The sequence below is a fragment of the Paracoccus sp. MC1862 genome (assembly GCF_016617715.1).
GTDB lineage: Bacteria > Pseudomonadota > Alphaproteobacteria > Rhodobacterales > Rhodobacteraceae > Paracoccus.
In genome coordinates, this window is the sequence record NZ_CP067225.1 from 2,398,864 (window position 1) to 2,422,115 (window position 23,252).

At 69.2% G+C, this 23,252-nt stretch carries 26 protein-coding genes; 11 read left to right on the forward strand and 15 right to left on the reverse strand.

The features are described 5' to 3' along the window. Positions 1-41: 41 nt before the first annotated feature. Positions 42-929: a rhodanese-related sulfurtransferase gene (locus JGR78_RS11840; RefSeq protein WP_182792045.1), complete on the forward strand. Its 888-nt coding sequence runs from the start codon at positions 42-44 to the stop codon at positions 927-929. A gap of 291 nt (positions 930-1,220) precedes the next feature. Here JGR78_RS11840 and JGR78_RS11850 read toward each other — a convergent pair whose 3' ends face one another. From JGR78_RS11850 to JGR78_RS11860, 3 genes are read right to left on the reverse strand one after another with little or no spacing between them, the layout of a single operon-like run. Beyond that, entirely contained in the window at positions 1,221-1,448 is a 228-nt protein-coding gene (locus JGR78_RS11850; RefSeq protein WP_182792043.1) for a type II toxin-antitoxin system ParD family antitoxin, read from the reverse strand. Between the two features lie 51 nt (positions 1,449-1,499). After that, complete coding sequence (locus JGR78_RS11855) at positions 1,500-2,015, reverse strand: hypothetical protein (protein WP_182792042.1); 516 nt, start codon at positions 2,013-2,015, stop codon at positions 1,500-1,502. Continuing rightward, the gene (locus JGR78_RS11860; RefSeq protein WP_182803850.1) at positions 2,012-4,294 is read right to left on the reverse strand and encodes an NADP-dependent malic enzyme; all 2,283 of its coding nucleotides are present in this window, start codon (positions 4,292-4,294) and stop codon (positions 2,012-2,014) included. Before JGR78_RS11860 ends, JGR78_RS11855 begins: the two co-directional genes overlap by 4 nt. A 127-nt stretch (positions 4,295-4,421) precedes the next feature. Between JGR78_RS11860 and JGR78_RS11865 the strand changes: the two genes are divergently transcribed. From JGR78_RS11865 to JGR78_RS11875, 3 genes are read left to right on the forward strand one after another with little or no spacing between them, the layout of a single operon-like run. Then, entirely contained in the window at positions 4,422-5,174 is a 753-nt protein-coding gene (locus tag JGR78_RS11865; RefSeq protein WP_182803852.1) for an amino acid ABC transporter substrate-binding protein, read from the forward strand. 24 nt (positions 5,175-5,198) lie between these two features. Next, positions 5,199-5,849, forward strand: a complete 651-nt coding sequence (locus tag JGR78_RS11870; RefSeq protein ID WP_182792151.1) for an amino acid ABC transporter permease — start codon at positions 5,199-5,201, stop codon at positions 5,847-5,849. Continuing rightward, positions 5,846-6,592, forward strand: a complete 747-nt coding sequence (locus JGR78_RS11875) for an amino acid ABC transporter ATP-binding protein (protein ID WP_182803854.1) — start codon at positions 5,846-5,848, stop codon at positions 6,590-6,592. The genes JGR78_RS11870 and JGR78_RS11875 overlap by 4 nt, the downstream gene beginning before the upstream one ends. On the opposite strand, the gene JGR78_RS11880 is transcribed toward JGR78_RS11875, so the two are convergent. Both JGR78_RS11880 and JGR78_RS11885 read right to left on the reverse strand, forming a co-directional pair. Beyond that, on the reverse strand, positions 6,589-6,903 hold the full coding sequence (locus JGR78_RS11880) for a multidrug efflux SMR transporter (protein ID WP_182792038.1): 315 nt from the start codon (positions 6,901-6,903) through the stop codon (positions 6,589-6,591). The genes JGR78_RS11875 and JGR78_RS11880 overlap by 4 nt on opposite strands. 104 nt (positions 6,904-7,007) lie before the next feature. Continuing rightward, entirely contained in the window at positions 7,008-7,841 is an 834-nt protein-coding gene (locus JGR78_RS11885; protein WP_182792037.1) for a 2-keto-4-pentenoate hydratase, read from the reverse strand. Positions 7,842-7,967: 126 nt separating this feature from the next. On the opposite strand from JGR78_RS11885, the gene mutS reads away from it, so the two are divergent. After that, positions 7,968-10,595 (forward strand): DNA mismatch repair protein MutS, encoded by a 2,628-nt coding sequence (mutS, locus tag JGR78_RS11890; RefSeq protein WP_182803857.1) that lies wholly within the window; start codon positions 7,968-7,970, stop codon positions 10,593-10,595. Positions 10,596-10,601: 6 nt separating this feature from the next. Here the strand turns inward: mutS and JGR78_RS11895 are convergent, their stop codons facing one another. Further along, complete coding sequence (locus JGR78_RS11895) at positions 10,602-11,336, reverse strand: DUF1013 domain-containing protein (RefSeq protein WP_182792035.1); 735 nt, start codon at positions 11,334-11,336, stop codon at positions 10,602-10,604. Between the two features lie 156 nt (positions 11,337-11,492). Here JGR78_RS11895 and JGR78_RS11900 point away from each other — a divergent pair, with 156 nt between their 5' ends. Then, positions 11,493-12,119, forward strand: coding sequence for a ribonuclease T2 (locus JGR78_RS11900; RefSeq protein WP_182792034.1), 627 nt, complete (start codon positions 11,493-11,495; stop codon positions 12,117-12,119). 306 nt (positions 12,120-12,425) lie between these two features. Here the strand turns inward: JGR78_RS11900 and JGR78_RS11905 are convergent, their stop codons facing one another. Together JGR78_RS11905 and JGR78_RS11910 are read right to left on the reverse strand one after the other, a co-directional pair. Further along, positions 12,426-13,415 carry an NAD(P)H-quinone oxidoreductase gene (locus tag JGR78_RS11905; protein WP_182803898.1) on the reverse strand — a complete coding sequence of 330 codons (990 nt, stop codon included), beginning with the start codon at positions 13,413-13,415 and terminating at the stop codon, positions 12,426-12,428. Further along, positions 13,415-14,071: a COQ9 family protein gene (locus JGR78_RS11910; RefSeq protein ID WP_182792033.1), complete on the reverse strand. Its 657-nt coding sequence runs from the start codon at positions 14,069-14,071 to the stop codon at positions 13,415-13,417. The genes JGR78_RS11905 and JGR78_RS11910 overlap by 1 nt, the downstream gene beginning before the upstream one ends. 102 nt (positions 14,072-14,173) lie before the next feature. Between JGR78_RS11910 and rpsU the strand changes: the two genes are divergently transcribed. After that, positions 14,174-14,380, forward strand: a complete 207-nt coding sequence (rpsU, locus tag JGR78_RS11915) for a 30S ribosomal protein S21 (RefSeq protein WP_182792032.1) — start codon at positions 14,174-14,176, stop codon at positions 14,378-14,380. Between the two features lie 236 nt (positions 14,381-14,616). Further along, positions 14,617-14,949 (forward strand): OsmC family protein, encoded by a 333-nt coding sequence (locus JGR78_RS11920; protein ID WP_200559310.1) that lies wholly within the window; start codon positions 14,617-14,619, stop codon positions 14,947-14,949. Here JGR78_RS11920 and JGR78_RS11925 read toward each other — a convergent pair whose 3' ends face one another. Further along, a complete protein-coding gene (locus JGR78_RS11925) occupies positions 14,950-16,119 on the reverse strand; it encodes an HPP family protein (protein ID WP_182803900.1) in 1,170 nt (389 codons plus the stop codon). Between the two features lie 296 nt (positions 16,120-16,415). On the opposite strand from JGR78_RS11925, the gene JGR78_RS11930 reads away from it, so the two are divergent. Continuing rightward, positions 16,416-16,799 (forward strand): hypothetical protein, encoded by a 384-nt coding sequence (locus JGR78_RS11930; protein ID WP_182792031.1) that lies wholly within the window; start codon positions 16,416-16,418, stop codon positions 16,797-16,799. A 213-nt stretch (positions 16,800-17,012) separates the two neighbouring features. Here the strand turns inward: JGR78_RS11930 and JGR78_RS11935 are convergent, their stop codons facing one another. Further along, complete coding sequence (locus tag JGR78_RS11935; protein WP_182792030.1) at positions 17,013-17,477, reverse strand: Lrp/AsnC family transcriptional regulator; 465 nt, start codon at positions 17,475-17,477, stop codon at positions 17,013-17,015. 73 nt (positions 17,478-17,550) lie between these two features. Beyond that, positions 17,551-18,003, reverse strand: coding sequence for a large conductance mechanosensitive channel protein MscL (gene mscL / locus JGR78_RS11940; protein ID WP_182792029.1), 453 nt, complete (start codon positions 18,001-18,003; stop codon positions 17,551-17,553). A gap of 87 nt (positions 18,004-18,090) precedes the next feature. Here mscL and JGR78_RS11945 point away from each other — a divergent pair, with 87 nt between their 5' ends. Together JGR78_RS11945 and JGR78_RS11950 are read left to right on the forward strand one after the other, a co-directional pair. Beyond that, positions 18,091-18,792, forward strand: a complete 702-nt coding sequence (locus JGR78_RS11945; protein ID WP_182792028.1) for a glutathione S-transferase N-terminal domain-containing protein — start codon at positions 18,091-18,093, stop codon at positions 18,790-18,792. Positions 18,793-18,903: 111 nt separating this feature from the next. Further along, positions 18,904-19,605 carry a Crp/Fnr family transcriptional regulator gene (locus tag JGR78_RS11950; RefSeq protein WP_182792027.1) on the forward strand — a complete coding sequence of 234 codons (702 nt, stop codon included), beginning with the start codon at positions 18,904-18,906 and terminating at the stop codon, positions 19,603-19,605. A gap of 4 nt (positions 19,606-19,609) precedes the next feature. Here the strand turns inward: JGR78_RS11950 and JGR78_RS11955 are convergent, their stop codons facing one another. From JGR78_RS11955 to JGR78_RS11970, 4 genes are all read right to left on the reverse strand, one after another. Then, positions 19,610-19,882, reverse strand: a complete 273-nt coding sequence (locus JGR78_RS11955) for a cytochrome C oxidase subunit IV family protein (RefSeq protein ID WP_182792026.1) — start codon at positions 19,880-19,882, stop codon at positions 19,610-19,612. Continuing rightward, the gene (locus JGR78_RS11960; RefSeq protein WP_234450734.1) at positions 19,882-20,430 is read right to left on the reverse strand and encodes a cytochrome c oxidase subunit 3; all 549 of its coding nucleotides are present in this window, start codon (positions 20,428-20,430) and stop codon (positions 19,882-19,884) included. Before JGR78_RS11960 ends, JGR78_RS11955 begins: the two co-directional genes overlap by 1 nt. Continuing rightward, positions 20,427-22,382, reverse strand: a complete 1,956-nt coding sequence (locus JGR78_RS11965; protein WP_182803859.1) for a nitric oxide reductase activation protein NorD — start codon at positions 22,380-22,382, stop codon at positions 20,427-20,429. Before JGR78_RS11965 ends, JGR78_RS11960 begins: the two co-directional genes overlap by 4 nt. A gap of 65 nt (positions 22,383-22,447) precedes the next feature. Next, positions 22,448-23,251, reverse strand: a complete 804-nt coding sequence (locus JGR78_RS11970; protein ID WP_182792024.1) for a CbbQ/NirQ/NorQ/GpvN family protein — start codon at positions 23,249-23,251, stop codon at positions 22,448-22,450. Between the last annotated feature and the right edge of the window lies 1 nt (position 23,252).

Genomic DNA, 23,252 nt, shown 5'->3' on the forward strand with positions numbered 1-23,252 from the left:
TGAGCTTGCCTTCATGGGCGCGGCCGGTCTAGGCCGCGCCCATGTTCGTTGTGGCCGCCCTTTATCACTTTGCCCCGCTTCCCGATCCTTCGGCCCGGCGCGAGGGCCTGATGGCGCTGTGTCAGGCGCGGGGCCTGCGCGGCACGCTGATCCTGGCGCGCGAGGGGATCAACGGCACCATCGCCGGGCCGCGTCCGGGCATCGACGCCGTGCTGGCCCATGTCCGCGCATGGCCGGGCTTCGAGGCGATGGCGTGGAAGGAAAGCGCGGCCGGGGCACTGCCCTTCGGCCGCATGAAGGTCCGGGTGAAGCCCGAGATCGTGACCATGGGCCAGCCGCAGGTCGATCCGACCGCCCGTGCGGGCCGCCATGTCGGGGCCTCGGACTGGAACGCGGTCATCTCGGACCCCGATACGGTCGTGATCGACACCCGCAACGATTACGAGGTCGCCATCGGCAGCTTCCGTGGCGCAGTGGACCCCGGCACCCGCAGCTTCCGCGAGTTCCCCGGATGGTGGGCCGAGAACGCCAGGCGTTTCGCCGGAAAGCGCGTGGCGATGTTCTGCACCGGCGGCATCCGCTGCGAGAAATCGACCAGCTTCCTCGTGTCGCAGGGCGTGTCCGAGGTCGTCCACCTGCAGGGCGGCATCCTGAAGTATCTGGAAGACGTGCCCGAGGGCGAAAGCCTCTGGAACGGAGCCTGCTTCGTCTTCGACGGGCGCGTGAGCCTGACCCACGGGCTGGAACCCGGCGGGCATGTGCTGTGCCACGCCTGCCGCCGTCCGCTGGCGCCCGAGGACGCCGCGCGGCCCGAATACGAGGAAGGGGTGCGCTGCCACCTCTGCGCGGACGAGTATTCCGAGGCCGACCGCGAAAGGTTCCGCGAGCGCCAGCGGCAGGTCGCGCGGGGCGAGTTGTTCGCGGGCTGAACGTCCGTCAGCGGGGAAACCAGTCCTCAGGATGGTGGCGGATGCGGACGACCCGCACCTCACCGTCAAGCCGTGGGTAAAGCGTAAGGTGGCTGCCGACCGGCAGGCTTCGGATCGGCTGACGGAACCCGGGGCGCAAGCGCCCCCATGCCGGGCTGGTCGGCCAGCAGGGCAAGGCTGTGATGCAGGCGCCGCTGGCAGGCCTCCGGCCTGCGTCGGGCCGTGGCGGTCGATCCCGTCGAGAAAAAATCCTGATCAGATCGCCCTCCGCCGCCCGCGTGAGATGCAACCTCATGCGCGGCCGGAAAGTCCGGCGAGGCGGCGCGCTTCAAGGCTGCGCGGGCTCACGCCGCTTGCAAGCCCCTCATCCACCGGCGCCTGCATCCGGGCGATCTTCCCGGCCTTGCTCTGGTCGCGGCGGATCAGGCCGCGGATATAGTCGCTGCTGTTGGCGCAGCGCCCGGCGTCGGACTGTTGCTCGACCCAGTCCTTCATCTGATCGGGCAGCGAGACGTTCATCGTGGCCGAGGTGCGTTCCTTCGTTTGGCAAAGATTGCCATGATTGGCGTCTCAGCCCAACCGCGCGAACAGTTCCTCCCATCCCGGCGGGTCGTCGGTGGCATCCTCGGCGAAGCGCACCATCTCGGCGAAGGCCGGATCGTGGTGGATCACTGAGAAATACCGAGGCTCCGGCTCAATGCCGACGCGCCCCAAAGTGAAGCGGTCGGCGTCGAAGCAGGCTCCGATCAGCGGCTGGTCGCGGCGGGGTTTGCCGCCCTCGTGGTGAAAGCAGGCCTCGGCCACCAGCGCGGCGCGGTCGGAACCGAGCAGCGCCAGCAAGGTCTCGCTGGACTGCGCCACCCCGGCCGCGGCGGGGCCATGACGGGGGTCGCGGTGTTCCGACACCCGGCGGCAGTCGTGCAGCACCGCAAAGGCCATGCAGATCGCCGGATCGGCGCGAAGGTCGCGGCGGGCAAGTTCCAGCCCGGTCGCCGCCACGGCCCGCCAGTGGACCTCGCCATGATGCGGCGAATGGCGCAGGCGCGCGCCGGTGCGCGCCTGCGCCAGCAGCGCGGTCCAGCTCATGCGACCTGCCCCAGCCGGCCCGCGGCCATCGCGGCCATGTTGAGGATGTCGTTCACGGTCGAGCCGCTGCCGCAGATCTGGATCGGCTTCGGCACGCCGGTCAGGATCGGCCCGATCACCGTGGCCCCGGCCATTTCCTGCAGCAGCTTGATGCTGATCGAGGCCGAATGCCGCGCCGGGACTACCAGCACGTTCGCAGGGCCGGTCAGACGGCTGAAGGGATAGCGGGCCGCCGCTTCGGGGTTCAGGGCGACATCGGCGGTCATCTCGCCCTCGTATTCGAAATCGGCGCCCTGGCGGTCCAGTACCTTCGGCGCCTCGGCCATCTTGGTCGCGCGTTCGCTGACCGGATGGCCGAAGGTGGAGAATGACAGGAAGGCCACGCGCGGCTCCAGCCCCAGGACGCGGGCGACATGGGCGCCGCGGGTGGCGATCAGGGCCAGATCCTCGGCCTCGGGCCACTCATGGACCAGTGTGTCGCCCATCAGGATGATCCGGCCCTTGTGCAGCACGGCGGTGATGCCGACCGCCCCGTCCTGCGGCCGCACGTCGAAGACCTGCCCCACCTGCGCCAGGACGTGCGAGGCCTTGCGCGTGGCCCCCGTCACCAGCGCGTCGCCATGTCCATGCGCCAGCATCAGCGCGGCGAAGACATGGCGGTCACGCCGGGCAAGCTTCAGCGCGTCGTCGCGGTCCACGCCCTGCCGCTGCAGGCGCTTGTAGAGCGCCTCGTGATAGGTATTCAGGTGCGGCGAAGTGAGGGCGCTGACAACCTCAAGCTCGCGCACGGCGTCGGCCATGCCCTCGGCGGCGAGCTTCTCGGCCACGTCGGCCTCTCGTCCCACCACCAGCGCCCGGCCCAGGCCGCCGCGCTGCCATGCCACCGCCGCGCGCAGCACGCGCGGGTCGTCGCCTTCCGCGAAGATCATTCGCGCCTGCGCGTGGCGGGCGCGGGCATGGATGCCCTGCAGGATCGCGGCGGTGGGGTCCATCCGCTGGCGCAGGGTCTGGACGTAGCCCTCCATGTCGATGATCGGGCGGCGGGCGGCGCCGGTGTCCATCCCCGCTTTCGCCACCGCGGGCGGGACCACGTGGATCAGCCGGGGATCGAAGGGGGTCGGGATGATGTAGTCGCGCCCGAAGCTGAGCTTGCGGCCGTAGGCCACCGCCACCTCGTCGGGCACCTCGCGCCGGGCGAGTTCCGCCAGCGCGCGGGCGCAGGCGATCTTCATCTCGTCGTTGATGGCGCGGGCGTGGATGTCGAGCGCGCCGCGGAACAGGTAGGGGAAACCAAGGACGTTGTTGACCTGGTTCGGGTAATCCGAGCGCCCCGTGGCCACGATGGCGTCGGGGCGGACGGCATGGGCTTCCTCGGGCGTGATCTCGGGGTCGGGGTTGGCCATGGCGAAGATGACCGGGTTCGGTGCCATGGACCGGACCATCTCCTGCGTCACCGCTCCTTTGGCCGAGACGCCCAGGAACACATCGCAGCCGACCATGGCATCCGCCAGCGTCCGCGCCTCGGTGGCGACGGCATGGGCCGATTTCCACTGGTTCATCCCCTCGGTGCGGCCTTGGTAGATCACGCCCTTGGTGTCCGCCATGATGCAGTTCTCGTGCCGCGCCCCCATGGCTTTCAGCAGTTCGAGGCAGGCGATCCCCGCCGCGCCCGCGCCGTTCAGCACGATCTTCACGTCCTCGATGCGCTTGCCCGACAGTTCCAGCGCGTTCAGCAGCCCTGCCGCGCAGATCACCGCCGTCCCGTGCTGGTCGTCGTGGAAGACGGGGATGTCCATCATCTCCTTCAGGCGGCTTTCGATGATGAAGCATTCGGGGGCCTTGATGTCCTCCAGGTTGATGCCGCCGAAGGACGGTCCCATCAGGCTGACCGCGCGGATGATCTCCTCGGGGTCCTCGGTGTCCAGCTCGATGTCGATGGCGTTCACGTCGGCGAAGCGCTTGAACAGCACCGCCTTGCCTTCCATCACCGGCTTCGAGGCCAGCGCGCCCAGGTTCCCCAGCCCAAGGATCGCGGTGCCGTTCGAGATCACCGCCACGAGGTTGCCCTTGGTGGTGTAGTCATAGGCGGTCTCGGGATGCGCCGCGATCGCCTCGACCGGGACGGCCACGCCGGGGGAATAGGCGAGGCTCAGGTCGCGCTGGGTCGCCATCGGCGTCGAGGGCACGATCTCGAGCTTTCCCGGACAGGGCTCCAGGTGATAGGCCAGCGCCTCTTCCGGCGTGATCCGCGAGCGGTGCGGCTGGTTGCTGTCGGTCATGATCCCTCTTCCCCCATTCCTGTTGCCCCAGCATGGCCGACAAGGCACAGTCGGCGCAACGCGCCAATGGAACGCGGGCGGCCGCGGCGTCGTTGCCAGAGGCCCTGCCAGCAGAAAGGCTTTCCCCATGAACAGGATGTTGTCCGCCGCCCTCGCCCTTGCCCTGATGTCCGGCGCTGCTGCGGCCGAGACGATCCGGGTGGGCATGTCGGGCGGCTACTTCCCCTTCACCTTCACCCAAGGGGGCAATCTGCAGGGCTTCGAGGTCGATGTGATGAATGCCGTGGGCGAACGCACCGGCGACCAGGTCGAGTTCGTCACCATGGCCTTTTCCGGCCTGATCGGGGCCTTGGAATCGGGCCGGGTGGATACCGTCGCCAACCAGATCACCATCACCCCCGAGCGCGAGGCGCGCTTCGTCTTCTCGCGTCCCTATGTTTATGACGGCGCGCAGGTGGTCACGCGGGAAGGGAACGAGGAGATCACCGGCCCGGAAAGCCTTGCCGGCAAGTCGGTGGCGGTCAGCCTGGGGTCGAACTTCGAGCAGTTGCTGCGCGGGATGCCGAACGCCGGCCAGATCGACATCCGCACCTATGACGGCAACCTCGAACAGGACGTGGCGCTGGGCCGGGTGGACGCCTTCGTGATGGACCGGGTCAGTTCCGCGCAGAAGATTAAGGAAAGCGGCCTGCCGCTGCAACTCGCGGGGGCGCCCTTCAGCGAGATCAGGAATGCCCTGCCCTTCCGCAACGACGAGGCCGGGGTCGCCATGCGCGACCGCGTGGACGCCGCGCTGGCTGCCATGTCCGAGGACGGGACGCTGACGGCGATCAGCGACAAGTGGTTCGGCACCGACATCACCAAGCCTGCGGCCGAGTAGCCGAGGGTGCTGAACCTCGACTACATGGCGGGGCTGATCCCGGTCATCCTGCGCTATGTGCCGCTGACCATCGGCATGGCGGTGGCCTCGATGGCGGGCGCGCTGGTGCTGGCGGCGATCATGGCCGTGATCCGCGTCCTGCGGGTGCCGGTCCTGCACCAGGTGTCGGGGGTCTTCATCAGCTTCTTCCGCGGCACGCCGCTGCTGGTGCAGTTGTTCCTGTTCTACTACGGGCTGCCGCAGGCGATCCCGGCCTTCATCCGCATCGACGGGGTGACGGCCGCGATCCTTGGCCTGACGCTGCATTTCGCGGCCTACATGGCCGAATCCCTGCGCGGCGCGATCACCGGCGTCCCCCGCGACCAGTGGGAGGCAGCACGGGCCGTGGGCATGACCGAAGGGCAGACCATGCGGCGGATCATCCTGCCGCAGGCCGCCCGCGTCTTTGCCCCCACGATGGTCAACTATTTCGTGGACATCCTGAAATCCACGTCCCTGGCCTTCACCCTCGGCGTGACCGAGATGATGGGCGCGGCGCAGAAAGAGGCGGCGGGCAGCTTCCGCTATCTGGAATCCTTCCTTGTGGTCGCCTGCCTCTACTGGATCATGGTCGAGGCGCTGGCGCGGGTGCAGGGCTGGCTCGAACGCCGCAACGCCCGGAGGCGCGCGGCATGAGCGGGCGCTGCGGGGCGAGCCTGACCGGCCTGACCAAGCGCTTCGGCGAGAACGTCGTGCTGCGCGGCATCGACCTCTGCGTCGAGCCCGGGGAATGCGTGGCGGTAATCGGGCCGTCCGGGACGGGCAAATCCACGCTGCTGCGCTGCTGGAACTTCCTCGAACGGGCGCAGGCGGGCACGGTGCAGGTGGGCGACCTGTCGGTCGATGCCGCGAAAGCCTCGCGCGGCCAGGTGCTGGCGATGCGGCGGCGGACCTCGTTCGTGTTCCAGAACTACGCGCTGTTCGCCAACAAGACCGCGCGGCAGAACATCGCCGAGGGGCTGGTGGTGGTGCAAGGCGTGGCCCGTGCCGAGGCCGACGCCCGCGCCCTGGCGATCCTGCAGGACATCGGCCTTGCCGACCGGGCGGATACTTGGCCCGCGAACCTGTCGGGCGGCCAGCAGCAGCGGATCGGGATCGCCCGGGCGATGGCGCTGGACGCCGACCTGATGCTGCTGGATGAACCCACCAGCGCGCTCGACCCCGAATGGGTGGGCGAGGTGCTGGCCCTGATGCGCCGCGTGGCCGAGGCCGGGCAGACCATGGTCGTCGTGACGCATGAGATGCAGTTCGCCCGCGAGATCGCCGACCGCGTGGTCTTCATGGACGGCGGCCTCATCGTCGAGGAAGGCCCGCCCGAGCGGATATTCACAGAGCCCACCGACCCGAGAACGCGCGAGTTCCTGCAGCGGGTGCTTTAGGACGCGACCCGCATCAGGACGATGCCGCCGACGATCATCGCCGCGGCGATCAGGCGGCCGGGAGAGGCGCTTTCGCCCAGCAGGGCGATGCCAAGGACGAAGGCCCCGGCCGCCCCGATCCCCGTCCAGACGGCATAGGCGGTGCCCAGCGGCAGCAGGCGCATCGCCAGCGCAAGCAGCCAGAAGCTGGCGATCATGCCGGCAAAGGTGATGATGGTGTAGGAAAGCCGCGAGAAGCCGTCCGACTGCTTCATCGCATAGGCCCAGATGACTTCCAGGATGCCGGCCACGAACAGTTGCGCCCATGCCATCAGACGACCTCGCTTTCACGCCGGGCCGTCCCGGATGCGGTTCCATAGGGGCAGGACCGTCCCTGCCCGGCGACGCTAGCGCCGCCCGTTTGCCGGTTCAACAGCTATGGCGTCAGCGTCGCAGCCACGCGCATCGGCTTACCGCCGATCTGGTAATCGGCCGTCACTGTCAGTCCCGGCGTTGCCTCGACCAGCGGGCTGAGCGAGCCGAGCGAGATCATCTGGCCCGGTTCCAACGTCACGCCGCCATGGCCGATCAGCCACAGCACTACGTCCAGAGGATGGCCCAGCAGCATCTCGCCCGTGCCGGTGACCGGCTCGGCGCCCTCGGCCTTCAGCTCGACCGTCAGCGCGGCGAGGTCCGCCACCGGGTCCGCCAGGTCGGCCAACGCCACGCCCTGCCCGATGACCCCGCGCCACGGGATCACGCCGTAAGAGGCCATGATCGGCCCCGTGGGCTTCACCCCCTCGGCCAGAGCCATGTCGGGCAGTTCGATGAAGGGGCGCACGTCGGACAGGCTGGCTGCGACCTGTTCCCGCGTGGTCGCCTGATTGATCGCGGCGTCGGCGACGGTCACGATCAGGTCGGCCTCGTAGAAGGGCGAGCGGCTGCCCGCCAGCGAGACCTCGGCCCCGTCCTGCAAGATCATCGGCGCGAACAGCGCGCCCGCGACCGGGGCGGTGACGCCGAAGCGTTCCTGCGCGGGCTTCGAGGTGAAGCCGACCTTCCAGCCGACGGGCGCGCCCATCTCGGCCTCAAGCGCTTCGCGGAAGGGGGCATAGGCGCAGGCGGCATCCTCGACGGTGGTGACGCCGGGGTCGGGCAGGCGCTCGCCCGCAGCCCAGGCGCGGGCGGCCTCCTGCATCTGCGCCGGGGGCGGGCAGTCGGCCAAGGCCGGGCCTGCGGCCAGCATCAGGGTGGCGGCGATCAGTCTCATGGGACCCTCCCTTTCCCGTTTACATGACGCTGCCAGCGGGTCCGGTCCATGTCCAATGGAATCCGGCCGGTTCCAAAGCCGCGCGGGCCCCACTAGAACGGCAGGGTTCCGACCCGAGGCCCGACCATGACCGACCAGCCGACCCCGATGATGGCCCAGTATCTCGCGATCCGCGAGGCCAACCCAGGGGCGCTGCTGTTCTACCGGATGGGCGATTTCTACGAGATGTTCTTCGAGGACGCGGTGGCCGCCGCCTCGGCGCTGGACATCGCCCTGACCAAGCGCGGCACCCACCTAGGCGAGCCGATCCCCATGTGCGGCGTCCCGGTCCATGCCGCCGAAAGCTACCTGCTGACGCTGATCCGCAAGGGCTTCCGCGTCGCCATCGCCGAGCAGATGGAAGACCCCGCCGAGGCCAGGAAGCGCGGCTCGAAATCGGTCGTCGCCCGCGACGTGGTGCGGCTGGTGACGCCCGGCACGCTGACCGAGGAATCGCTGCTGGAGGCGCGGCGGCACAACTTCCTCGCCGCCTTCGCCACGGTGCGGGACGACTGCGCACTGGCCTGGGTGGACATTTCCACGGGCGCCTTGCGGGTCGCCCCCTGCCCGCAGGTCCGCCTTGGCCCGGAACTCGCCCGCCACGCCCCGCGCGAGTTGCTGGCGCTGGACGGATCAAAGCTGGACGACGTGGCCCATGAGGCCGGCGCCGCGCTGACCGAACTTTCCGCGGCCAGCTTCGATTCCACCGCCGCCGTCCGCCGCCTTTGCGAGCTTTACGGCATCGAGACGCTGGACGGCTTCGGCCAGTTCACCCGAGCCGAACTGTCGGCGATGGGCGCCATCGCGGATTACCTGAGGCTGACCCAGCGCGGGCGGATGCCGCGGCTGTCGCCCCCCGTGCGGGAAAGCGGCCATGGCACCATGCAGATCGACGCGGCCACCCGGCGCAACCTGGAACTGACGCAGGCGCTGTCGGGCGGGCGCGAGGGCTCGCTGCTCGCCGCCATCGACCGGACGGTGACAGCGCCGGGCGGGCGGCTGCTGGAACGTCGCATTTCCGCGCCGAGCCGCGACCTGCCGCTGATCCACAGGCGGCAGGCGGGGGTGGCGGCGCTGGTCGAGGACGCGCGACTGACTGCCGACCTGCGCGACGCCCTGGCGCGGGTGCCCGACATGGACCGGGCGCTCTCGCGGCTTTCGCTGGAACGCGGCGGGCCGCGCGATCTTGCCGCCGTGCGGAACGGGCTGACGGCGGCGGTGCGGATCGCGGCGCTGATTGGCGGCGGCGACCCGCTGCTGGCCGAGGCGGCAGGCAACCTGGTCGGGCACGACGCGCTGATCGATCTGCTGGACGAGGCGCTGGTGGCGGAACCCCCGCTGCTTTCCCGCGACGGCGGCTTCGTGGCAGCAGGCTATGACGCCGAACTGGACGACACGCGGGCGCTGCGGGACGAAGGCCGGGGCGTCATCGCCCGGATGCAGGGCGACTACATCGCGGAAACCGGCGTCGCCAGCCTGAAGATCAAGCACAACAACGTGTTGGGCTATTTCATCGAAACGACGACCACCCATGCCGAGCGGATGCTCGCCCCGCCTCTGAACGAGCGCTTCATCCACCGCCAGACGACGGCGAATCAGATCCGCTTCACCACCGTTACGCTTTCGGAACTGGAAACCCGCATCCTGAACGCCCGCGACCGGGCGCTGGAACTGGAACGCGCGGTCTTCGACCGGCTGGTGCGGGCCGTGCTGGACGAGTCGGCCCGCATCGGGCAGGCTGCGCGGGCGCTGGCCGAGATCGACGTGGCCGCCGGTTTCGCAGACCTTGCGACCGGCGAGGGCTGGGCCCGGCCTGTCGTGGACGACAGCCGCGCCTTCGTAATCGAGGGCGGCCGCCACCCCGTCGTGGAACGCGCGCTGAAGCGGAAGGGAGAGCCCTTCGTTGCCAACGGCTGCGCCCTGACCGAAGGGACGACCCCGGCGATCTGGCTGCTGACCGGGCCGAACATGGCGGGGAAATCGACCTTCCTGCGGCAGAATGCGCTGATCGCGGTGCTGGCGCAGGCCGGGGCCTTCGTGCCCGCAGCCCGCGCCCATGTCGGGCTGGTGTCGCAGCTTTTCAGCCGCGTCGGTGCGGCGGACGACCTCGCGCGCGGGCGCTCCACCTTCATGGTGGAAATGGTGGAAACCGCCGCGATCCTCAACCAGGCCGATCCGGCTGCGCTGGTGATTCTGGACGAGATCGGACGCGGCACCGCGACCTGGGACGGCCTCTCCATCGCCTGGGCGGTGCTGGAGCATCTGCATAGCGGGAACCGCTGCCGGGCGCTGTTCGCCACCCATTACCACGAGATGACCCAGCTTGCCGCCAAGCTGGAGGGGGTCGAGAACGCCACCGTCGCGGTACGCGAGTGGAACGGTGACGTGATCTTCCTGCATGAGGTCCGCAAGGGCGCCGCCGACCGCAGCTATGGTGTGCAGGTGGCCCGGCTGGCAGGGCTTCCCCCCGAAGTGGTGGAACGCGCGCGGGAAATCCTTGACGCGCTGGAAGCCGGTGCGCGGGACGGCGCCGCGCGCCCGGCCGCGTTGATCGACGACCTGCCGCTGTTCCGGGCGGCACCTGCGCCTGCACCGGCGCAGAAGAAGGACTCAGCCGCCGAAAAGCGGCTGCAGGCGGTCCAGCCCGACACGCTCAGCCCGCGCGAGGCGCTGGATCTGGTCTATGAGCTGGTCGCGCTGACGCGTCAGGCGTAAGGCGTCTCAGCGGTCCTCGCCTTCTTCCTCGTTGTCGCCTTCCGGCAGGTTGAAGAAGCTCGCGGCGTCCAGATCAGCCTCGGGCTTCTCCTCCTCGCGGGTCAGCGAGAAGTTTTCCAGGCCCGCGATGGACGACGGCAGGCGCGGCTCTTCCGGCATCGACAGGCTCGATTCGGTGGACACGAGCTTGCGACGCTCGTCGTCCGACATGACCTCGGGCTTGGATTTCGCGGCCTTCTGCACCGCCGCGTCCAGTTCCGACTGGCGGCAAAGGCCCAGCGCCACCGGGTCGATCGGGGTGATGTTCTGCATGTTCCAATGGGTCCGGTCGCGGATCGAGGCGATGGTGGGCTTGGTCGTCCCCACCAGCTTGGCGATCTGCGCGTCAGCCAGTTCCGGGTGGAACTTGACCAGCCAGAGAATCGCCGCGGGCCGGTCCTGACGCTTCGACAAGGGCGTATAGCGCGGGCCGCGGCGCAGCTCCTCGCCCTCGGCGGCGGGGTTGTGCTTCAGCTTCAGCCTGTAGGCCGGGTCCTTCTGGCCCTTCTCGATCTCGGCCGGGTCGAGCTGGTTCGAGCCGACGGGATCGAAGCCCTTGACCCCCGCCGCCACGTCGCCATCGGCGATCCCCTGCACCTCAAGCTCGTGCATCCCGCAGAAATCCGCGATCTGCTTGAAGCTGAGCGTGGTGTTGTCGACCAGCCAGACGGCGGTCGCCTTGGCCATCAGCGGCTTGTTCATGGGTTGCTCCTTCGCAATATCTCTCCCGGCCGGGAAACCGGGTCGGCCGCAGGGCCAGTCCACAATTTCGGGGGGAATTGCCGTTCCATATACGCCCGCGCCCCCGGCGTTTGAACCCCCTTTTTCGTTGAACGCGCGGGCCCTAGCTTCGGACGCATGAAACGCCTTGTCCTTGCCGGCCTACTGATTCCCCTGCCGCTGGCCGCACAGGACGTGGCGGGAGAGTTCGACTACTACGTCTTGGCGCTCAGTTGGTCGCCCAGTTGGTGCGCGACGGAAGGCGCGGGCCGCAACGAGCCGCAATGCGAGCCGGAGCGGCGCACGGGCTTCGTCGTCCACGGCCTCTGGCCGCAATATGAACGCGGCTGGCCGGACTGGTGCGAGACGGATGAACGCGACCCCTCGCGCCGGGAAAGCCGGGCGATGGTGGACGTGATGCCATCGGCCGACATGGCTTGGTACCAGTGGCAGAAGCACGGCCGCTGTTCGGGGCTGTCGGGACCGGACTACTACCAGGCAACCCGCCAGACTGCCCAAGGGGTCGAGATCCCGCCAGTGCTGCGGATGCTGCCCCGCGATGTCCGGCTTGAAGCTCGGGCGATCGAGAATGCCTTCATCGACGTGAACCCCGAACTGACGCGCGACGGCATCACCGTGACTTGCGACGATGGAAGGCTGGACGAGGTTCGCATCTGCCTGACCCGGGACTTGCAACCGCGCGACTGCGCCCCGGATGTCCGGCGGGACTGCCGTTCGCGGATGCTGGTAGAAGCGCCGGGTTGAGGCGTTGCAAGGGGGTTTTCCACCCCCTGAATGGGGAAAAGCCCCATTCACCCCCGGAGGATATTTCCAGCCGAAAGACGTATGCTAACTCTTTCTCAACTTTTCCCTGCAACACAGGTCGAGCGGTACAGGCGGGGACGCCGATGACCGCGCCGAGAGACGCCACATCCCTCGCGGACGAGCGCCGGCGAGGGGTGTGTGCGCTTTTCCCATGCGTCTTTCGGCGTCAAATATCCCCTCCGGAGGCTCCGGCAGGGACGCAGGGGCATCGTTGCAGGTAACGAAGGGGCGATGAAGGAAGGGAACTCATTCCCCAACCCGCAGCACGATCTTCCCGATGTGATCCCCCGCTTCCATGTGGGCATGGGCGGCGGCGGCTTGATCCAGCGGGAACTCGGCCTCCATCACCGGGCGCAGCTTGCCCGCCGCGACCATCGGCCAGACATGGGCGCGCAGTTCCTCGGCGATCCGCGCCTTTGCCAGGTCGGACTGCGGACGCAGGGTGGACCCCGTGATGGTCAGCCGCCGCATCATCACCGGGGCAAGGTTCAGCGTGATCTTGGATCCGCCGAGAAAGGCGATGAAGACCAGCCGCCCATCGTCCGCCATCGCCTTGATGTTGCGCGCGACATAGTCGCCCCCCACCATGTCGAGGATCAGGTCGGCGCCGCCCTCGGCGCGCAGCGCCTCGACGAAATCCTGCTCGCGGTAGTTGATCGCATGGGCACCCAGACGCGCGCAGGCGGCGCATTTCTCATCCGTTCCGGCCGTCGCCCAGACCCGCGCGCCGAGGGCGCCGGCGATCTGGATCGCGGTGGTGCCGATGCCCGAGGAGCCTCCGTGGACGAGGAACCGCTCGCCCGCCTGCAGGCCCCCACGCGTGACCACGTTCGACCAGACGGTGAAGCAGGTTTCGGGCAGGCAGGCGGCTTCGGCGAGGCTCAGGCCCTCGGGGACCGGCAGGGCGTGCTCGGCGGGCGTCAGGGCGTATTCCGCGTAGCCCCCGCCCGGCAGCAGGGCACAGACGGCGTCTCCCACCTGCCAGCGGGTCACGCCCGCGCCCACCGCCGCGACATGGCCCGCGCATTCCAGCCCCGGCAGTTCCGAGGCACCGGGCGGGGGCGCATAATTCCCCTGCCGCTGCAGCACGTCGGGGCGGTTCACACCGGCATAGGCCACCCGGATCAGGATCTGGCCCGCGCCGGGGGCGGGCACGGGGCGGCGGGCGGGTTGCAGCACATCGGCCTCGCCGGGGCGGGTGATCTCGACGACCTGCATCTCGTGCGGCACCGTCATCATGCCTGCCCCCCGTGGCCGGGCGCGGGCCGGGGGCGGGGCTTCCTGATCCAGCCGGTGCTCAGGTCGGTCAGTGCGCCGACGCCGGGCAGCTTGCGAAGGCTCGCCTTCATTTTCTCGATCTGCATCACGTCGCCGATGCGGCGGTCGATGAAGGCGCGGGTGTCCGCCCGCCCGTCCGAATGGTCGCCCAGCCAATACAGCACCACCGCCCCCCAGACCGAGGCCAGTGTCGCCCGCTTGGTCCACCAGCTCACGTCCTCGGACCTGTCCCCCAGCGCCGTCCAGATCCTGTCCGCCGTTTCCCACATCAGCCGCGCCCCGAGGCCCGCGTTCTGCGGCAGCGCCATCACCGTCGCGCCCGCGCGCACCAGTTCGGGGTCCGAAAGTTGCAGCCGCCGCCAGATCGCGTCGGCCACGCGGTCGCGGAAGCGCCCCACCGACGGCGAGGCCGCCAGCAGCCGCGCCAGTTCCGCGTCGCCCTTGCGGTGATAGGCGGCGGCCAGCCCCGCGCCGCCTTGCGGGAAATGGACGCGCGCCAGTTCGGGCGACATCCCCAGGTCGCGGGCGCCTGCCAGCAGGGCGCGGTCGTTCATCCCGTCAAAGGGCACATGCGTCAGCGCGGCCTCCAGCAGCCGGTCGCGGTCGTGTTGCATCGGAAAAACCTCCGTCAGGGTGGACATCGCGGGCAGGCTGCGCTAAGGGGCTGCGTCCTGCAATCAAGATCAACTCTAACCTAGGAAGGTGGTGACAACCACATGCAGGTGAGCGTTCGCGACAACAACGTCGAACAGGCGCTTCGTGCCCTGAAGAAGAAACTTCAGCGCGAAGGGGTCTTCCGTGAAATGAAGCTGAAGCAGCATTTCGAGAAGCCGTCGGTGAAAAAGGCCCGTGAAAAGGCCGAGGCCGTCCGCCGCGCCCGCAAGCTGGCCCGTAAAAAGGCCCTGCGCGAAGGCGCGCTGTAAGGGCTTTGCGACGGCGCGCTGTCAGGCGCAGCGAACCGGATGGTTCAAGGAACCCCCGTGGCCATGCCGCGGGGGTTTTTCGTTGCGCCGGATGCACGGCAGACAGCGCCCCTGCGTCGTGCTAGCCTCAGGGTCGCAGGGTCAGGCGCGAGAGGCTTGGATGCCCACCGTCACGGTCAGTCTGGCGAATGTCGCGGGGACCGAGGCCGCGCTCGGCTGGGCTGGCAGCCATACGCTTGTGGTGGACCGGCCCGAGGGGAAGGCCCGGGGGCCTCGGCCTTGGCTTCAACGGCGCGCAACTGCTGGCGGTGGCGATCCGGGGCTGCTTCTGCAACGACCTTCACCATGTCGCCCATCGGCGCGGGGCCGGAATCGGCTCGATCTCGGTCGAGGTGGCGCTGGTTCTTGACGGCGATCCCCTTATCGCCACCCGTGCCGACATGACCGTGCGCTGCAGCATGGCGGACGGGTCGGACCCCGCGCCCGTGATCGAGAAGGCGAAGCGCAGCTCGATGGTCGGGATTTCGCTGCCGCGGGGCATCCCGGCCTCGGTCGCGATGGGGTCCTGATCAGGCCGGGGCTGGCCCGGCGCGCAGGCTTTGCCGCGCCAGCGCCGCAATCAGGTCGGTCTGGGTGACGATGCCGACGATTTCGTTTCCATCGAGGATCGGCACGGCGTCGGTCCGGTGGGTGGCCAGATGCGGCAGCAGCGCGGCGATGGGCGAATCCGGCGCGGCCGAGGGCGGCGCCACCTGCATCACGTCGGCGGCGCAACCGGTGGCGCCGCGCCGCGGCAGCAGCTTCCTGAACCCGCTGTCCGCAAGCGCCCAGTCGCTGGCGATCAGGTGCAACTGGAAGATGATGCCGAGGAAGCGGCCATCCCCTTCCACCACCGGCAGCGAGGTGAAGCCATGCCGCGTGAACAGTTCCGCCACCTCGCGCAGGGGGGTCCGGGGGCCGACCGTCACCAGGTCGCGCGACATGATGTCGGCGGCGGTCTGCACGTCGGTGCGGTGGGACGCGGCCTGGATCTCGGCAGCGGCGACCAGCCGGGCCAGGTCCTCGACGCCCAGGTTCAGCGACTGGCGATAGCGAACGAGGATGTGGGAAAGTTCGTCTTCGGTCAGGCCAAGCCGCTCGATGGCGGGGGGATCGGCGGTGCCGTTCGGGTTGGGTTCATGGAACTGGCGCAGGGGATAGCGGCGCCCGGTGGCACGGGCGTAAAGGGCCGCGACCACGACAAGGATCGCCGTTCCCGTGGCCACGGGCAGCAGCGCAAAGCCCAGCCCCAGCGGCGCGATCCGCTCGGCCCCCAGCGCCACCGTCATGGCGACCGCCCCGCCCGGCGGATGGGTCGCGCGGCACAGCGCCATGACCACGATCGCCAGCCCCACCGCCAGCGGGATGCACAGCCGCGGGTCGGACACGAAGCGGCAGACGAGGATCGCCGTCAGCGCCGCGACGGTGTTGCCGACGATGGCGGGCCAAGGCTGCGCCAGTGGGCTGTTCGGCGCCGCGAACAGCAGCACCGAGGAGGCCCCGAAGGGCGCGATCAGGTAGATCCCCAGCCACAGGTCGGGCGAGAAAGCCAGCGCGCAGGCGGCCGTCACAGCCAGCCCGAGGGTTGCGCCGAGGCCCGCCCGCAGCGCCTCCCTTGCCGGGACGGCGGCGGCGGTGGGGCCGAGGGCGCGCAGGCGGGAATGGGTCGGGAAGGCGGCTGGGGGCACGGGATGCCTCATCATGGAATGACGCCGGTGGGTATTGCCCCCCGCCGCATCCCGCAAGCCCGACCGAAGCCGGATGGGCGCCTCGCGCGCCTGCCGGGCCGGACGGCGGATGCGGGACAGCACGGCCGCGGCCGGCGGCTTGGCGGGAAGCGATGCCGCATCGGGATGGCCCTTGGCTGCCTGAAAGACCGGAAAGGCGTTGCTTGCGCCGCACCCGTCCCCCAACCACAGGTGCTTGCCCCGGAGGTTCCCCTGCCCCACTTTCGAGGATGGAGGATCAGAAATGCCTCCGCCCACAGGAGTCAGCGATGCGACTGATATTCCTTGTTCCGCTCATGCTGCCGATGTCGGCAGCCGCCTTCACGGCCCAGAATGGCATGAGGGCCACGCAGGTCGGCCCCGCCGAGATCGCGGTTGCCCACGAGGTGCGACGGGATGACACCGATTACTGGTGCGCCGCAGGCGATTTTGCACGGCGCGTTCTGGGACAACCGGGCAAGGCCCGAATCTGGAGAGCGACCCCCAAGCCGCGCCTAGCCGGAGAGGGCATCGTCTTCACGCTCGATCCTGCGAAGAAGGCCGAGGGCGCAGGGCTGTCCCAGTTCGGTTCGGGGCCGCGCGACGGCTCGATCTCGGTCGGAATGTCCGTCGGAAGCTTCTGCCGCATCGACCTTCCATACTGGAGGGACTAGGGGGCGCCCCTCGTTCGGGGGACCGCGTGCAAGTCGCTTGTGCCCGGTGATCCGCGGCCGAGCCGCCGGTTTGCTCTTGCCACAGGAAACGCCCCGACGCCGGGCAGCATGAAGCATCCAGGCGCCCGAAGAACGAAAAACTGGCAGGTCCTGACCCCCATCGGTTTCGGTGACGGGAGTGAGACGGCAGCATTCCCGCAGGCAGCCTGCCTCCTACACCGGCAGCGCCGTCGTCTGCAGCACCACCCGCAGCGCAAACGACGAATGCATCTGCGCCACCCCCGGCAGGCGGGCCAAGTGCTGGCGGTGGATGCGGGCAAAGTCGTCGGTATCGGCGGCCATCACCTTCAGCAGGTAATCCGCCGTGCCCGCCATCAGGTGGCATTCCAGCACGTCGGGGATGGCGCGGACGGCCTTCTCGAAGGCGTCCAGCAACTCATCGGCCTGGCCGGACAGGGTGATTTCCACGAAGACGGTGGTGGTGCGGCCCAGCCGGCGCGGGTCTAGAAGGGCCACGTAGCCTGCGATGAAGCCCGCCTCCTCCAGCCGCTGGACACGGCGATGGCAGGCGCTGGCCGACAGGTTGATCCGCGCCGCGAGATCAGCGTTCGAGATGCGGCCCTCGCGCTGCAGAACCGACAGGATGCGGCGGTCGGTCGGGTCGAGGTCGGAACTCATCTTTCAAGGCTCGCTGCGGTTCGGGGCATCCCCGAGCCTAGCGGGGCGGACGGCGCAGGCCAGATGAAAACGACTAGCGCTCGGCCCCCGGATGCTCGGCCGTGGGGCGCTGGGCCAGCAGGTCGCGGATCTCGGCCAGCAGCGCCTCGGTCGAGGGACCGGCGGCGGATGCCTCGGCCACCTGCTTGCGGACGGCGGACTCCTTGATCCGGTTCACGCCCTTGACCAGCAGGAAGACCACGAAGGCGATGATGAGGAAGTTGATCACTGCCGTGACGAAGCTGCCATAGGCGAAGACCGGCGCGCCCGCGTCGCGCGCGGCCCGCAGGGTGGGATAGTCTTCCCCGTCCATGGCCAGGAACCAGTTGGAAAAATCCGTGCCGCCGGTCGCCAGCCCCAGCACCGGCTGCAGCAGGTCGCCCACCATCGAGGCGACGATGGCCGTGAAGGCCGCGCCGATGATGATGCCGACGGCCATGTCCATGACATTGCCCTTTGCGATGAAATCGCGAAACTCCTTGATCATGACCTGTCCTTCCGCCCTCGACTGTGGCTTGTGTCAGCTTGCCATGCCTGCGGATCGCAAACAAATGTTTCACCAAGGAGCAGCCGAATGTTCGACCTGAGTGGCTTTCCGATCACCAGCCGCTGGGCGCCGAAACGCCCGGACGTGATCCAGCTTTACACGCTGAACACCCCCAACGGCATCAAGGCCTCGGTCATGCTGGAGGAATGCGGCCTTGACTACGACACCCACCGCATCAGCATCGGCGACCCCGAGGATCAGTTGACGCCCGAGTTCCTGTCGCTGAACCCCAACAACAAGATCCCCGCCCTGATCGACCCGAACGGGCCGGACGGCAAGCCCATGGGCCTGTGGGAATCCGGCGCGATCCTGATCTATCTCGGCGACAAGACCGGGCGGTTCCTGCCGCGCGACGGCGCCGCGCGGTATCACGCGATCCAGTGGGTGATGTTCCAGATGGGCGGCATCGGTCCGATGTTCGGGCAACTGGGCTTCTTCCACCGCTATAAGGGGTCCGAGATCGAGGACAAGCGCCCGCGCGACCGCTATGTGAACGAAACGCGGCGGCTTCTGGGCGTGCTCGACCGCCAGCTTGACGGGCGCGACTGGATCACCGGCGACTATTCCATCGCCGACATCGCCACCGGCCCCTGGGTGCGGACGCTGACCGTCAACTACGAGGCGCAGGACCTGGTGCAGCTTTCCGGCTTTGCCAATGTCACCGCCTGGATGGACCGCTTCCTGGCCCGCCCCGCCGTCCAGCGGGGTCTGACCGTCGGGGCCGCCTGATCCCGGGGGGCATCCGCAAGGGTGCCTTCCGTCCACGCCAGCCGTTGCCGCGCAGCCGACGCCCCGTTATGGTCGTCGCCCCGCGCCCGCCATCCCGTGATCGAGGACATCATGACGCCCGCCGACCTACAGGTCGCCAGCAAGTCGGCCTTGCTGGCCAATCTTCCCGCGCCGCTGCAGGCCACGCTGCTGGAGGGCACGCAGGTTCAGGTCTTCGAGACCGGCCAGACCATCTTCCTGCAGGACGAGCCGCCGAATGCGCTGTTCATCGTGCTGGACGGATGGATCAAGCTTTACCGGATCGCCGCCAGCGGGGCCGAGGCGGTGGTCAGCGTCATGACCCGGGGCCGCAGCTTCGGCGAGGCGGCGGCGCTGCGGGGCCAGCCCTATCCGGCCTCGGCCGAGGCGATCACCCCCGCCCGGCTTCTGCGGCTGGACGGGGTGCGGATGCGCCACCTGCTGCAGACCGATCCGGTGCTGGCCACCTCGATGCTGGCCGCGGTCTTCGTCCACCTGCAGCATCTCGTCACCCAGATCGAGGAACTGAAGGCGCGGTCCGGCGTGCAGCGGGTGGCCGAGTTCCTGCTGACGCTTTCGAACGGCTGCGAGGAGGGGGACTGTTCGGTGGCGCTGCCCTACAACAAGGCGCTGATCGCGGGCCGGCTGGGGATGAAGCCCGAAACGCTGTCGCGTGCCTTTGCCAAGCTGCGCCAGCACGGCGTGCGGATCGAGGCCGCCGTCGCCCATATCGAGGATGTCGAGCGGCTGCGCGAGCTGGTCTCGGAAGACCCGGCCAAGTCCTGGCTGCGCTGAGGCGTCACGCCAGCGCATGAAGCACCAGCGCCGCGAGGGCGAAGAACCCCAGCCCCGCGCCGAACCCCCTGCGCGCCGCAGGGTAGCCCGCAAGATCGAGATAGCGGTCAAGGATCACCCGCGCCTTCAGCCAGGCAAGCCCCAGGATCACCGCCCCCGCGGCGGTCCCGGCCCATGGCGGCGCATCCGGGCGCAGCAGCGCCAGGGCGGTCGCAATCCCCGACAGGGCGATCAGCGCCAGCCAGGCCCGGAGAAGGGGATCGGAAAGCCCGCGCATCACAGCAGGTAGATCACGGGAAACAGCATCACCCACACCAGATCGACCATGTGCCAGAACTGGCCCGCGGCCTCGACCGCGGGCGCGCGGGCATGGATGGCGACGATCCCCAGCAGGACCATGCCGGCCACCACATGGGCGGCGTGAAACAGCGTGAGCAGCCAGTAGAAGGTGAAGAAGACATGGGTTTCCAGCCCGATCCCGCGCTGGGCGGCATCGGCGTATTCGATTCCCTTGAGGACAAGGAACAGCCCGCCCAGCAGGATCGCCGCGGCCAGCCAGCGCCGCGCAGGCGCTTGCCGCCCGGCCTCGGCGGCGCGGGTCGCCAAGGCCGCCGCAAGGCCTGAGGTCACGAGGACCATCGTGTTCACCCCCGCCGACAGCCGGTGCAACTGGTCCTGCGCGGCGGCAAAGCCCTGGGGATCGCCCAGCCGCAGCACAAGGAAGATCAGCAGCGCGGCGCCGAAGATCGCGAGTTCGCTGATGATCAGCACCCACATGATCAGCTCGCCGGGCAGGCCGGTGCGGGCATGGACAGCCTCGGTCATGCGCCGACAAGCTGGCGGTAGATATGCGGCAGCGCCTCGGGCAGCTTGTCGGGATGCGGGATCAGCGCGTGCCCGCCCTGCCCGAAGATGCGCGGGAACCAGGACTTGCCGTCGCGGTCCACGGTGATGCCGAAGACCGAATGGCCCGCGCGGCGCGCCTCGCGCACGGCCATGGCGCTGTCCTCGATGCCGTGGCGGCCCTCGTAATGGTCAAGGTCGTTGGGCTTGCCGTCGGTGATGACCAGCAGCAGCCGGCGACGGCGCCCTTGGGCCCCCAGCGTGGCGCTGGCGTGGCGGATACCCGCGCCCAGCCGCGTGTAGAAGGCCGGACGCAGCGCCGCGATGCGGGCTTCGACCAGCGCCGACATCGGCTCGTCGAAGCGCTTGCAGGTCGTGACGAACACCCGGTCGCGTTTCAGCGAGCAGAAGGCCTGCACCCCCACCTGGTCGCCGGTCGCGTCCAGCCCCCAGGTCAGGGCGGCCAGCGCCTCGCGCTCGATGTCGATGACGGCGCGGCCGGTTACGGCGCTTTCGGTCGACCGCGAGATGTCCAGCAGGATCGACACGGCAAGGTCGCGGTTCTGCGGCCGCGACTGTTTCCAGATCCGGTCCGAGCCTTCGCCCGAAACGGTGATCCCCACGCGCGACCGCACGGTGAGGTCAAGATCCAGTTCCTCGCCATCGCGGTGGCCGGTGGTGATGACGCGGCCGGGGCGCATCGCCTCGAACTGGCGGCGGACGGCGCGGATGCGGCGGCGCGCGGCGTCGTCGAAGGCCGCGGCCCCGGCTTCGTTCGGCTTGCCCTCGCTGTCCAGCACGCGGGCATGGGCGGGCATGTAGCGGCCCGCCTTTGCGTCCCATTCAGGGTATGTGAAGACGCCCGACAGCGCCTCGCGGTCCACGTCCTCGGGGGCAAGGTCGAGATGCAACTTCAGCCGCGTGGCAGGAGCCTTGCTGATCTGGCCGAGGCCAAGTTCCTCCTGGTCGTCCAGCGCCTTGCGGGCGCTGTCGTCGTCATCGTCATCGACCCGGCGGTTGAGGTTCAGGAACTCGGCCCAACTCAGGATCGCCTCGAACTTGTTGATGATGAGGCTGTCCTTGCGGTCGGCCGCGTCGGCCTGCCTGCGGCGGGCGCGGATGGTGCGTTCCTGATGCTCGCCGGTTTCCACGGCCTCGCCGTCGGCCTCGCGCGTCTCGACCCGGTCGGGGGACGAGGCCGCGCCCGCCTCGGACACCACCCACAGGGGCAGCGGCCGCATCGGCTGATAGCGGCGGGGCGCGGTGAAGCCCGACAGGTCGCCGTCCAGCGCCGCCAGCATTTCGGCAGCGCGGGAGGACAGCGGCGCATCGTCGCCCAGCAGATGCCGGGCCAGTTCCTCGACCGCCGCTTCTTCGGGGGGCAGGTTTCCACGCGGCCGTCCCGCAAGGATCAGCCCCCGCAACTCGTCGTAAAGCCCCATCAGCCCCGGGGCGGCCTCGGCCACCCGGTCCACGGTCCCCCGCGCTGCCGCCAGCCGCGCCAGATCGCGGCGCAGCGGGTCGCCGCCTGTGTCCACGGGCGCCACCAGATGCGCGGCATGGGCGGCAAGCCACAGATACAGCGCCCCGTTCGCCTCGGGCGTGGGCAGCAGCGCCAGCGTCGCGGGCAGGCGCAGGATGCCGCCGTCGAACTCGGGCACAGGCAGGGCCTCGGCCTCGGTCCCCAGACGGCGCAGCCAGCTCAGCCGATGGCGGCTGACGCGATCGCCCGCAGGCCGCATCTCGATCGAGTGATCGCCGCCGAGGCCCCGGAACAGCACCGCCAGGCGCCCCGCGACCTCGGACAGATGCACCCGCGCATCCTCGTGCACCGGCACCGAATCAAACCCACTGGCCCAGCCGTGCCAGAGCTTGCCGATGCTTTCCTCCGGCTCCCACGGCTCGATCTCGCGCCAGTCCACACGCGCGGCCATGATAGTGCCTTTCTTCTTTGTCCAAATATCCCGGGGGTCCGGGGGCTGGCCCCCGGATCTGCGTCTCAACCTAGAACCGCCACCACCAGATCGGCGAGGCCCCGCTTGATGTCGGCGTCATCCGTCAGCGGCTCGATCATCGCGACCGAGATCGCCCGGTTCAGGTCCATGCCCCCGGCGATCAGCGTCGCCGCATAGACGACCAGCCGGGTGGATACGCCCTCTTCCAGGTCCTGCCCCTTCAGCGCCCGCAGCTTGCCCGCAAGCCGCACCAGCAGGGCCACGCGGCGCTCGTCAAGACCGCTTTCCTGCACGACGATGGCGGTTTCCTGGGCCGCGGGCGGGAAATCGAACTCCATCGCCACGAAGCGCTGGCGGGTGGATGGCTTCAGCGTCTTCAGGATGTTCTGGTAGCCGGGGTTGTAGGAGGCGACCAGCATGAAACCGGGCGCGGCCTCAAGCTCCTCGCCCGTGCGGTCGATGGGAAGGATGCGGCGGTCGTCAGTCAGGGGGTGCAACACGACCGTCACGTCCTTGCGAGCCTCGACCACTTCGTCGAGATAGCAGATCGCCCCCTCGCGCACTGCGCGGGTCAGCGGCCCGTCCACCCAGACCGTCTCGCCCCCTTTCAGCAGGTAGCGCCCGATCAGGTCGGCCGCCGACAGGTCGTCGTGGCAGGCGACGGTGTAAAGGGGTCGGCCCAGCCGCGCCGCCATGTGCGAAACGAAGCGGGTCTTGCCGCAGCCGGTCGGCCCTTTCAGCAACACCGGCAGGTCATTCTTCGCGGCTGCCTCGAAGACCGAGATCTCGTCCTTCTGGGGCAGGTAGAAGGGGGCGTCCGCCCCCTTCATGTCAGCATGTGCGTTCATC

What these genes read in the sequence shown, in the direction of transcription:
- JGR78_RS11840 (WP_182792045.1), top strand. Translation starts at nt 42, where the DNA reads ATGTTCGTTGTGGCCGCCCTTTATCACTTTGCCCCGCTTCCCGATCCT.
- JGR78_RS11850 (WP_182792043.1), bottom strand. Translation starts at nt 1,448, where the DNA reads ATGAACGTCTCGCTGCCCGATCAGATGAAGGACTGGGTCGAGCAACAG.
- JGR78_RS11855 (WP_182792042.1), bottom strand. Translation starts at nt 2,015, where the DNA reads ATGAGCTGGACCGCGCTGCTGGCGCAGGCGCGCACCGGCGCGCGCCTG.
- JGR78_RS11860 (WP_182803850.1), bottom strand. Translation starts at nt 4,294, where the DNA reads ATGACCGACAGCAACCAGCCGCACCGCTCGCGGATCACGCCGGAAGAG.
- JGR78_RS11865 (WP_182803852.1), top strand. Translation starts at nt 4,422, where the DNA reads ATGAACAGGATGTTGTCCGCCGCCCTCGCCCTTGCCCTGATGTCCGGC.
- JGR78_RS11870 (WP_182792151.1), top strand. Translation starts at nt 5,199, where the DNA reads ATGGCGGGGCTGATCCCGGTCATCCTGCGCTATGTGCCGCTGACCATC.
- JGR78_RS11875 (WP_182803854.1), top strand. Translation starts at nt 5,846, where the DNA reads ATGAGCGGGCGCTGCGGGGCGAGCCTGACCGGCCTGACCAAGCGCTTC.
- JGR78_RS11880 (WP_182792038.1), bottom strand. Translation starts at nt 6,903, where the DNA reads ATGGCATGGGCGCAACTGTTCGTGGCCGGCATCCTGGAAGTCATCTGG.
- JGR78_RS11885 (WP_182792037.1), bottom strand. Translation starts at nt 7,841, where the DNA reads ATGAGACTGATCGCCGCCACCCTGATGCTGGCCGCAGGCCCGGCCTTG.
- mutS (WP_182803857.1), top strand. Translation starts at nt 7,968, where the DNA reads ATGACCGACCAGCCGACCCCGATGATGGCCCAGTATCTCGCGATCCGC.
- JGR78_RS11895 (WP_182792035.1), bottom strand. Translation starts at nt 11,336, where the DNA reads ATGAACAAGCCGCTGATGGCCAAGGCGACCGCCGTCTGGCTGGTCGAC.
- JGR78_RS11900 (WP_182792034.1), top strand. Translation starts at nt 11,493, where the DNA reads ATGAAACGCCTTGTCCTTGCCGGCCTACTGATTCCCCTGCCGCTGGCC.
- JGR78_RS11905 (WP_182803898.1), bottom strand. Translation starts at nt 13,415, where the DNA reads ATGACGGTGCCGCACGAGATGCAGGTCGTCGAGATCACCCGCCCCGGC.
- JGR78_RS11910 (WP_182792033.1), bottom strand. Translation starts at nt 14,071, where the DNA reads ATGCAACACGACCGCGACCGGCTGCTGGAGGCCGCGCTGACGCATGTG.
- rpsU (WP_182792032.1), top strand. Translation starts at nt 14,174, where the DNA reads ATGCAGGTGAGCGTTCGCGACAACAACGTCGAACAGGCGCTTCGTGCC.
- JGR78_RS11925 (WP_182803900.1), bottom strand. Translation starts at nt 16,119, where the DNA reads ATGAGGCATCCCGTGCCCCCAGCCGCCTTCCCGACCCATTCCCGCCTG.
- JGR78_RS11930 (WP_182792031.1), top strand. Translation starts at nt 16,416, where the DNA reads ATGCGACTGATATTCCTTGTTCCGCTCATGCTGCCGATGTCGGCAGCC.
- JGR78_RS11935 (WP_182792030.1), bottom strand. Translation starts at nt 17,477, where the DNA reads ATGAGTTCCGACCTCGACCCGACCGACCGCCGCATCCTGTCGGTTCTG.
- mscL (WP_182792029.1), bottom strand. Translation starts at nt 18,003, where the DNA reads ATGATCAAGGAGTTTCGCGATTTCATCGCAAAGGGCAATGTCATGGAC.
- JGR78_RS11945 (WP_182792028.1), top strand. Translation starts at nt 18,091, where the DNA reads ATGTTCGACCTGAGTGGCTTTCCGATCACCAGCCGCTGGGCGCCGAAA.
- JGR78_RS11950 (WP_182792027.1), top strand. Translation starts at nt 18,904, where the DNA reads ATGACGCCCGCCGACCTACAGGTCGCCAGCAAGTCGGCCTTGCTGGCC.
- JGR78_RS11955 (WP_182792026.1), bottom strand. Translation starts at nt 19,882, where the DNA reads ATGCGCGGGCTTTCCGATCCCCTTCTCCGGGCCTGGCTGGCGCTGATC.
- JGR78_RS11960 (WP_234450734.1), bottom strand. Translation starts at nt 20,430, where the DNA reads ATGACCGAGGCTGTCCATGCCCGCACCGGCCTGCCCGGCGAGCTGATC.
- JGR78_RS11965 (WP_182803859.1), bottom strand. Translation starts at nt 22,382, where the DNA reads ATGGCCGCGCGTGTGGACTGGCGCGAGATCGAGCCGTGGGAGCCGGAG.
- JGR78_RS11970 (WP_182792024.1), bottom strand. Translation starts at nt 23,251, where the DNA reads ATGAACGCACATGCTGACATGAAGGGGGCGGACGCCCCCTTCTACCTG.